Source organism: Paraplanobispora siamensis, from assembly GCF_016863175.1.
Classification (GTDB): Bacteria; Actinomycetota; Actinomycetes; order Streptosporangiales; family Streptosporangiaceae; genus Planobispora; species Planobispora siamensis.
Window position 1 is genome coordinate 1 of the sequence record NZ_BOOJ01000149.1, and the last position, 884, is coordinate 884.

At 68.8% G+C, this 884-nt stretch carries 1 protein-coding gene; it reads left to right on the forward strand.

The annotated features are described in order from the left end of the window. Positions 1 to 80: 80 nt before the first annotated feature. Positions 81 to 884 carry a hypothetical protein gene (locus Psi01_RS42960; protein WP_204069967.1) on the forward strand — a complete coding sequence of 268 codons (804 nt, stop codon included), beginning with the start codon at positions 81 to 83 and terminating at the stop codon, positions 882 to 884.

An 884-nucleotide genomic window follows, 5' to 3' on the forward strand; every position in this document is an offset into this window, starting at 1 on the left:
ACCCCGACCAGCACCATTTCGCTGTGCCCCGGCAAACCGGCCCGGGCCCCCCACCACGGACACGACGGGCAGCACCTCCCATGAGCATCGACCTTCACCGACGCCTCACCGGATGGCGGCAGAACAGCACAGAGCGACAGGCCGCCAACACCACCGCCAACCGCAACCACCCCCCCGCCTTCCCCGGCCGATGGATCAGCGGCATCTCCCTGATCGCCGGCCCCACCCTGATCATGACCGGCACCATCCTGCGCTCACAGTTCTACTACTTCGTGCCCTACCAGCTACGCGCCTACAGCCAGCACCCCACCCTCATCACCGCCGCCTACGCCTGCTTCGCCCTCGGCTTCGTACTGCTGTGGCCGGCCGTGCTCACCCTGGCCCAGCGCATCAGCGCCACCAACCCGCTATGGGGCATGTGGGGCGGCGCCCTGGTGATGACCGGCCTGTTCACCCGCACCTTCCAATTCGGCATCGACCACCTGTCCTTCCACCTGACCGACACCCTGGGCCTGCAAGCCATGCTGGAGGGCATCACCGGCTACTACGACGCCTGGCGCGAGACCCTGTGGCACCCGTTCAAGACCATGTCCGGACCCGCCTTCTTCGGCTGGATCGTGCTGGCCATCGGCGCCTGGCGCTCCGGCGCCCTGAACCTGAGCCGCTCCATCGCCCTGGGATTGATGTCCGCCCTGGCCCTGGGCCCCCTCAAGGGCACCGAACCCCAGTCCTTCCTCGCCGTGGGCGGCCTGTGCCTGGCCTTCATCCCCCTGGGCATCTCCCTGCTGCGCACCGGCCCCGCCCCCACCCGCCGCGCCATCATCTGGACCATCGCCCTGATCGCCATCCACCTCCTGATGACCGGCTTCGGCCCCCGAGGATGA